Source organism: Petrotoga sp. DB-2, assembly GCF_054051725.1.
Genome location: NZ_JBSVZD010000047.1, coordinates 1 through 8,491, shown reverse-complemented (window position 1 = coordinate 8,491; position 8,491 = coordinate 1). Strand labels below are relative to the sequence as shown.

Annotated in this window: 9 protein-coding genes and 1 pseudogene; 5 read left to right on the top strand and 5 right to left on the bottom strand. The window is 32.5% G+C overall.

Going from position 1 to position 8,491, the window contains the following annotated elements:
• The 5 genes from ACW9JY_RS10125 to ACW9JY_RS10105 form a co-directional block, all read left to right on the top strand.
• On the top strand, positions 1-268 hold a 268-nt coding region (locus ACW9JY_RS10125), incomplete at its 5' end, for a hypothetical protein (protein ID WP_457284277.1).
• A gap of 20 nt (positions 269-288) precedes the next feature.
• Complete coding sequence (locus ACW9JY_RS10120; protein WP_457284276.1) at positions 289-1,968, top strand: phospho-sugar mutase; 1,680 nt, start codon at positions 289-291, stop codon at positions 1,966-1,968.
• Positions 1,969-1,992: 24 nt separating this feature from the next.
• Positions 1,993-2,571, top strand: coding sequence for a hypothetical protein (locus ACW9JY_RS10115; protein WP_457284275.1), 579 nt, complete (start codon positions 1,993-1,995; stop codon positions 2,569-2,571).
• 11 nt (positions 2,572-2,582) lie between these two features.
• Positions 2,583-3,320: a tRNA pseudouridine(38-40) synthase TruA gene (truA, locus tag ACW9JY_RS10110; protein WP_103079241.1), complete on the top strand. Its 738-nt coding sequence runs from the start codon at positions 2,583-2,585 to the stop codon at positions 3,318-3,320.
• Positions 3,321-3,343: 23 nt separating this feature from the next.
• Positions 3,344-4,444 carry a hypothetical protein gene (locus ACW9JY_RS10105; protein WP_457284274.1) on the top strand — a complete coding sequence of 367 codons (1,101 nt, stop codon included), beginning with the start codon at positions 3,344-3,346 and terminating at the stop codon, positions 4,442-4,444.
• A 4-nt stretch (positions 4,445-4,448) separates the two neighbouring features.
• On the opposite strand, the gene ACW9JY_RS10100 is transcribed toward ACW9JY_RS10105, so the two are convergent.
• From ACW9JY_RS10100 to ACW9JY_RS10080, 5 genes and pseudogenes are all read right to left on the bottom strand, one after another.
• Positions 4,449-5,177 carry an ATP-binding cassette domain-containing protein gene (locus tag ACW9JY_RS10100; RefSeq protein WP_103079243.1) on the bottom strand — a complete coding sequence of 243 codons (729 nt, stop codon included), beginning with the start codon at positions 5,175-5,177 and terminating at the stop codon, positions 4,449-4,451.
• Between the two features lie 6 nt (positions 5,178-5,183).
• Complete coding sequence (locus ACW9JY_RS10095; protein WP_169926348.1) at positions 5,184-5,360, bottom strand: hypothetical protein; 177 nt, start codon at positions 5,358-5,360, stop codon at positions 5,184-5,186.
• A gap of 179 nt (positions 5,361-5,539) precedes the next feature.
• On the bottom strand, positions 5,540-6,736 hold the full coding sequence (gene hydF, locus ACW9JY_RS10090; protein WP_103899141.1) for a [FeFe] hydrogenase H-cluster maturation GTPase HydF: 1,197 nt from the start codon (positions 6,734-6,736) through the stop codon (positions 5,540-5,542).
• A complete protein-coding gene (hydE, locus tag ACW9JY_RS10085; RefSeq protein WP_103899142.1) occupies positions 6,714-7,856 on the bottom strand; it encodes a [FeFe] hydrogenase H-cluster radical SAM maturase HydE in 1,143 nt (380 codons plus the stop codon). Before hydE ends, hydF begins: the two co-directional genes overlap by 23 nt.
• Before the next feature lie 18 nt (positions 7,857-7,874).
• Positions 7,875-8,414: pseudogene (locus tag ACW9JY_RS10080) on the bottom strand ([FeFe] hydrogenase H-cluster radical SAM maturase HydG); the annotation flags it as partial.
• Between the last annotated feature and the right edge of the window lie 77 nt (positions 8,415-8,491).

Here is an 8,491-nt window from a genome sequence, read left to right as displayed (position 1 = left end):
GACGGTTAAGCCGTATCGTGCCGATGGTAGTACGCTAAGACGTGTGAGAGTAGGTATCGCCCCCTTCTCTTTTTTTTTAAAGTTTCTCTGCCCAAGTCCCGCCCTTAAAAATTGCCGCGTAGAATATACGCGGCATTTTTGCTTAATAAAAAGGAAAAAATATGATATAATTTTTTTGATGAGTTTCGGTGTGAAAGGACGGGAAGTTACAGGGCGAAGTGCTATTAAAGCAAATTTTCAAATTTCTAAATTCAGTATAAACTTCTAAAAATGGAGGTAGGGAGTGAAATGGAAGACGTTAAAGAAATTGCATATAAAAGATATCAGCAGTGGCTTGAAAATGTGACAGAAGATTTCAAAGAAGAATTGATGCGTTTAAAGGATAATGAGGATGAGATTATTGATCGATTTTATAAAGATTTAGAATTTGGAACTGGTGGTTTAAGGGGTATAATGGGTGTTGGTACCAACAGAATGAATGTATACACCGTAGCTCGAGCGACTCAGGGGTTTGCTAATTATTTGAAAAAATATAAAGATTTTCCCAGTGTTGTTATTGCTTACGATACAAGGAATAACTCCGACTTATTTGCAAAGGTTGCTGCTCGAGTATTAGCTGCTAATAACGTTAATGTTCATATTTTTGATCAAGTCGCTCCCACACCATTACTTTCCTTCACGGTAAGAAAGCTAAAAACAGATGGAGGAATAGTCATAACCGCAAGCCATAATCCACCTGAATACAACGGTTACAAAGTTTACACATCTGACGGCACTCAAGCGGTTCCCCAATATGCTAATGAAATTACTACAGAAATTGAAAAGTTAGATTACTTCAAAGATATTAAGATGATGAGCTTCGAAGAAGCTGTTAATTCTGAAAAAATAAATATACTTAACGAAACCATTTTCAACGATTATTTAGATGAAATTGAAGGATATATTAGGTCTTTAAATCCAAAGATGGATAAAAAACCCTTAATAGTATATACACCATTGTATGGAGCAGCTTTGAAATTAGTTGAAGGTATTTTGAATAGATTAGGTTTTGAGTTAAGTCTAGTTGAAGAACAATCAAAAATTGATCCTTCCTTTTCAACTTTAAAGGTTCCTAATCCCGAAGAGAAAGAAGCATTTGAACTGGCTTTGAAAAAAGCAAAAGAAATAGATGCTAATCTTGTTTTGGCAACAGATCCTGACGGTGATAGAATAGGGGTATTTGAAAAGTACAAAGGTGATTATGTATCTTTTACAGGAAATCAAGTTGGAGTCATGTTGGCTCACTATTTGTTAAGCAAATTTAGAGAATTTTCTTCCTTAAACCCTGATGATTACATTGTAAAGACAATAGTTACTACTGATATGGTTAAACCCATTGCTCAAGAGTTCAATGTAAAAGTCGAAGAAACGTTGACTGGATTCAAATATATAGGGGAAAAAATTGAAAAGTATATAGGCAGTGGAAGGAAATTCATATTTGGATTTGAGGAAAGTTATGGATATTTAGCGAATGATCATGTGAGGGATAAAGATGCCATAATTGCTGCTGCATTAATTTCTGTTATGAGTTCTGAATTGCTTTCTAAGATGAAAACACTCACTGAATATTTGAAGGATCTAAAGGAAAGGTATGGCTATTATGATGAAAAACTTCTTTCGTTTACTTTTGAAGGGTTTGAAGGAACTCAAAAAATAAAACGTATAATGAACAAGATGAGAAAAACCCCACCTATAAAAGTGGGTGATTTTACCTTGAAGGAAACTTTAGATTATCTTAATGGGATAGAGGGATTCCCGAAATCCGATGTAGTGGAATTGAGATATTCAAACGTTAAAATAATAGCAAGACCTTCAGGAACAGAGCCAAAAATTAAATTTTATATTATGGTAAAATCATCTTCAGAAAATGAATCCCGTAAACTAATAAAAGATGCTGAGCAGGTTATATCAGAAATTGTAAATGTTTAGTATTTCAAATAAAGGTGAGTGAAAATGCGGTTTCATAACGTTTTGTTTTCAGATAAAGGAAATTTTGTAGAAATAAACGATATTTCTTATTTAGATGGCAGCACGATAAAAATAAACGATATTCTTCCACCTTCTATTTTAAGAAAAAATTCTGATCATTTCGTGGGATATTTTCTGGTGGAAGAAGATAATAATGATTTATCAGGTATAAGAAGATATTTAAATATAAGCGAGCGAAAAGGAAAATATCTTAAATTAAGTTATTGTGATGACATTTCCAACAACGTTAGAGAGATTCATGGTGATTATGTTGATCTTGTCTCTAAATATGTAGGGTTAAGGAGGGTAATTTCTTCTTTCAATGATTTGATTTTAGAAAACGATATAAATAATAATTTTAGTTATTGGCTAGAAAAGACAGTTGAAAATGTCCCTTTTGATATTAAAGAGTTGATCGCTCAAAGAATTACAAAACTTGTTAATTTGTATTTGATAAAAATCTATGAAGGAATTTATAAAAAGAACATAGATCTGTTAAAAAAATTTGAATCGGAAATCGCATTCAAAATTTTAGAGGCTCAATTAGTACAGAAGACGTATTAGGAGGAATTTTCGTGAAATGGGTCGCAGCAAAGGTAATGTATGATGGTACAAACTTTTATGGTTATCAGAGTCAGCCGACATTTCGTACCGTTCAAGATGAGTTTGAAAGAGCACTAAAAATTATTTTTAAAAAAGAAATTCCATCTTATGCGTGTGGAAGAACAGATACAGGAGTACATGCGATGGGTCAAGTTATTTCATTTAAGGTAGAGAACGAAAATATGACCGAAAAAAATATAAAAGATGCTTTGAATGCTATTTTACCAGAAGATGTATATGTAAAGGAAGTCAAAGAAGTAAAAGAAGGGTTTAATCCAAGGGCTGAGGCAAAAAAAAGAATATATCACTATTTTATTTATACAAATGAAGATCCAAATATATTTTTAAGAAACAGAGTGTGGTGGGTTCCCCTCACATTAAATTTAGAAAAGATGAGGCAAGCATCAAGATATTTTGAAGGTGAGCATGACTTCACCAGCTTTAAAACGGGAAACGATGAAAGGAATCCTATAAGAACTATTTACAGGGTAAGAATAATAGAGTTAAGAAAAGATATAATTTTGATAAGAGTTGAAGGAAAGTCTTTTTTAAGAAGAATGGTTAGAAATATTGTTGGTGCATTGGTAAAGGTGGGTACAGATGTATGGGAAGTGGAAAAAATAGAGGAAATTCTGGAAGCAAAAAAAAGAGCATTGGCTCCTGCATCAGCTCCCCCTCAAGGGTTATATTTTTATTCAGCTTTATTCTAATAAGCGTTTTAACTTTAGCAAAAGTGGAAATAGGCTTAGTTTATAGTGGCCCGTCGAAATATTTCGACGAGGTTTTATTAAATCTCTACAAATATGCGGATATCTCCGTCCCTCCTGGTGAAAACTCCCAAATTATGGAAATAGATTATATTAACAATCTATTCTATATAAAGTATAAAAATAAAACCGTTTCAACTTCGTTGGAAAAGTTAGATAGTACTATTCATGAAATACTTAATGAACTTCCTAGGAGTGTCTTTGTTATTGCAGAAAATTCTTTTATTGTTACAGATGAGGGAACCAAAACATCTAAATTTCTAAGTTGGAATGAAAATATGAATGTACTTCTAGATGTGAATGGTTTTATTTTTGAGCATCAATTTTCTCCACCCATTGGTGAGATGATTACAAGAGTACCTTCAAAATGGATAGAGCTAGAGATTACGGGAGATAGTAGAGAAGCTACTTTAAACAATCTAAAAATAAAAACACCAATTACAATAAATGTACCACCTTCAAAACTTACTTTAACAAATGGATTGAAAAAAATAGAAATAGACTTAACAAATTATGAAGGTGAAAAATACTCATTAGATCTGGAAAAACAACAGATATATAAAAAAGTTGAAACTAACATAGATAAAGTATTTGAAATTGAAAGCGGAGCTTTCTTTTACGGAGAGCCTTTATCAATTTGGATGCCAAAAAAAGGACAACCTGTTATTACTAAGTCCCGGTTTTATTGTGATTATGGTGATATAGAAGAAAAAAGTAAGACATTCTGTATAGATGGAGAAATTGTTTTTGCCTATGAGAAAGATAGTACGGTATACTTGCTTTCTAGTTCGGGCCAATTTGTTACTTTGGGTAAAAAAAATGTAAATCGAGATTTTGAAAGAGCTCCTTTATCCATTTTGGTAACAGATGAATATATCCAGATAAAAACTTTCAAAATGGAAAGTTATAGGATTGATTTTGCTGGAGGAATATTTAAAGAAGGAAATGTTTACAATATGTTTTTAGAATTACCTTCTTACCAACCTCAAAAGGAATACGATTGTGGTAAGTTCGATATCGAAATTGCGAAAAACGAAGTTATAATCTATTCTAATGAAGACGAGTGAATGACTAAAGAGGGAAGTTCAGTAAAAAACCCTCAATACTTCCTTTGTAAATAATCTCACCCTTATCCAAAAAAACAATCTTTTCAGCGATGTCAGAAAACAAGGAGAGATTTCTTGTTGAAATAATCAATGATCGATCTTCTTTTATATCGAAAAGAAAATCCTTAATATCTTTATGCATGAAATCGTCCAAATGGTCTAGAATAGAATCAAATATAAATACTTGGGGGTTTCTAGCTAAACTTAGAAAAATTATAAAAGAAATCTTATCTCCAATAGTCCAATTTTCAAAATTCTCATAACTTTTTAATGAAGAATGATTAGAAAAAATATGTGCAATATTGAGCTTTTCAAGAAGCATATATTGTTCTTGAGAAATGTCGGAAGGTTTTATTCTTAAAGCGAGGTTGAAGACTTCGCTTAAAGTTAAGAAATTGATATTATCGACAAAAGTAGGTTCAGAATAAGCAATTGTGGATCGCAAATATCTTTTTTCAATGCTATTAACATCCTCACCTAAAAATAAAACCTGTCCAGTGGTTTGGATACCTTTAAAAAGTTCCTCATTTAATGCTACCATAGACCTTGCTAACAAAGATTTACCTGCATTCCTAGGTCCATAAATCAAAAGGATTTCATTTTTCGATATTTCTAAATTAATATTCTTCAATAATTTTAGATTGTTGATGTATACAGATAGATCTTTAATTTCGATAATTTTATTTTTATCCATTCTAATCTAACGTTTTGTACTTTTCTTATTATTAAAAAAATAATCTTCTTTGGCTAACGCTAACTTTCTAATACTTTCTTCGTCGTTAGCATTTTTTAGAGATCTAATAAAATCAATTTGAGAAGAGTATTTGAATTTGAAAGAATCATCTTCACGATAAGTACTTTGATTTTTCTCGTACACCGCAATTCGCCGCCTTTCTTCACTTAATCTTTAAATTGGTGGCTTACAAACATTATGATACTCTCTTCTTTATACAAAAAAGCTAAATTTCATTACAATTCTTTTATAAAACAGTGAAAATCACGTGTTTAAGGAAAAAAGAAAGGCCCCCTAAAATCAGGAGCCTCAATGAAAATTGTTTATAATGAAAGAGGTTCTAAAGTTCTTTTTAGGGATCCGTGGAGAAATGATATTATTACTCCATAATTTACAATGGGAATGCCTAATCTATTTATCGCATTTATTCTTCTCATCATCATTCTTCTTGTAAGAGTACATCCTCCACAATGTACCACTAATTTTACGTTCTTTACATCTTCTATGTCAGGGAATTCCTTGCCGGCAATAAATTTAAAATTCAAGGATTTTTGAGTATATTTTTCGAGCCATTTTGGAATTTTGACTCTTCCAATATCTTCACTTAACGGACGATGAGAACAACCTTCCATTATAAGAACAGTGTCGCCATTTTCCAAATTATTAACCACGTCCAAGTCCTTAGTTAAAATACTGATATCCCCCTTATGACGAGCTTCTAATATTGAAAATGTAGTTAGGTTTATATCTTCAGGCACTAACTCAGCAACCCTTCCAATAGCTTGAGAATCTGTGATTACCAACCTTGGTTTTTCTTTCAATTTACTAATTATTTCACTTACTCCCTCAACAGATGTCACAATTGGGAAAGCCTTTCTATCTATTGCTTCTCTTATAGTTGCCACCTGTGGCATTATCAATCGACCTTTTGGTGCTCCAGTGTCTACCGGAACCACTAGTAAGACTATATCGTTACTTTTAATAAATTTTGGAAGCATGGGAATTTCTTCTTCTTTTGGTTTTAACTCAGTCAAAGCTTCTTTTACTCTTTCTATATTGATTTTTTCTTTGCAAGAAACTTCTAAAACTGGTTTTTTGAAAGAATTAATATATAATTGTTTTAAGTTAGAAATGTTGTTAAGTTGATCTATCTTGTTCAATATGATTATAAATGGGATATGCATCTTTTCAAAAAGATTGCAGATGAAGTGTTCAAATTCGTTTGGTTCAGAATCAACTACTAAAACTCCTATATCAGCTTTGTAAAAAGCTCGTTTAGCCCTTTCAATTCTTTTTTCCCCGAGTTCACCTTCATCGTCTATTCCGGGGGTATCAATTAAAGTAACGGGCCCAATTGGTTGTAACTCCATGCTTTTATAGACTGGATCGGTAGTTGTTCCGGCAACGTTGGAAACAAGAGCTATTTCTTGGTTCACTATTGCGTTTATCAAAGAAGATTTTCCAACGTTTCTTCTTCCTGCTATAGCTATGTAGGTCCTATAACCGGATGTTGCAGGCATTCTTTTTCTCCTCCATTCGTTTTTGGGTTATTTTGGAAGGTGAGAAGCCTAATTGTTTGATTTTCTCATACGTTTCATAAAACTCTACTTTTATCTTATTATCATAGATGTTGTAATTTTTTCTATATACCTCTGGAGTTATGTTAACCATGATAACGTTACATCCTGCATAAAAACCTTGGTATTGTAAATCTGGAGAAATTGTTCCTAATGCGGTAGTGGTAGGTATTTGCGCCTTTGGAATACAAAACCTTGTAGCACAGTAAGCGTTTAAAGTTAATTCACCACTTCCACGAGGATGATCTTTTAACGGAGTGTTTTCAGTTGGGATAAAAGGACCCATACCTATCATCCTAAGATTTTCGTTTCTCATAAAAAGAATATCTTCTGCTATGTCTTCTAACGTTTGTCCCGGTAAACCTATAATATTACCCGAACCTGTCACATAACCCAGGGTATTCATGTACCTTAAGAGTTCTATTCTATTATCATAGCTTTTTTCAGGATGAATATTTTTAAAAATTTTTTTGTTGATAGTTTCATGTTTTAGAAGCACTCTTACTGCGCCAGCTTTTCTGAATTTTCTATACGACGAAAAGCTTCTTTCCCCAATGGATAAAGATACTGGTAAACTTGTTTTTTTTCTTATTTCTCTAATGAGGTAGATTAAATCATCATCTGTGTATTTATCATCTTCACCACTTTGAAGAATGATCGTATCTAAACCAAGTATCGCTGCCTGATTTGCCACTTCAATTATTTCATCGGGAGTCATCCGGTACCTTTGTATAATTGGATTCTTAGCTCTCAATCCACAGTAGTAACAGTTTTTCTTACAATAATTTGAAAACTCGATAACTCCTTTAATGTTTATATAATCTCCTGTATACTCTTTTCTGATCAGATTTGCAACCTTGAAAAGTTCTTCTCGATCTTTATCATGTTTATTTAAAGACAAGATTTGGATGATGTGTTCTTTTTCAATGGTTTCATTAGATATAAAATAATTCACAATATTCTTAACTTTTTCAGAAAAATTAGTGTAATCAGCCCACTGGGATGGGGAATGTGGAACTTTACTCTGTAACTTTTTTAAAATCTCGTGATTTTGTAATTTCATATAATACATCCCTTTGCATCAAAAGTATAGATCTCTTTTTCCAGCCTTAACAAGATATATTCTTTCCAATAATTTCTCTTTAATGGGCCCATCATCCATATTTTTTAATTCTTCTTTGATCCTTTTTTCGATAGATATTCTGGTATTTTCCAGTGCGTAATCTTGTGCATATTCTAATAGAGTTAAAATAGCGTTGGGAGTACAAAACCTTTTCACAAATCCAGGTATTGCAAACTCCATGAAATGCTCACCAGTTCTCCCCATACGATAGCATGCGGTACAAAATGAAGGAAGATAACCTTCGATCGCTAATTCATTTATTACAGCGTCTAAACTCCTTTGGTCACCTAAGGTGAATTGGCTTTTTCTATAGGCTTCTTGGTCTTCTGTTGAATATGCTCCAATCCCAATGTTAGAACCAGCATCGATTTGTGAAACTCCTAACTTTAATATCTCGTTTCTTATATGGGAAGGTTCCCTTGCTGTTAAAATTAAACCAGTATAGGGTACAGCCAACCTTAAAATTGCCACTATCTTTTTGAATTCATTATCATTAACAATACCCACTTCAGAAATAGGTCAAAGCAACGATTAACTAAAGGTAAATTAAGTTAAGGCAAGAAGAAAAAGAACTA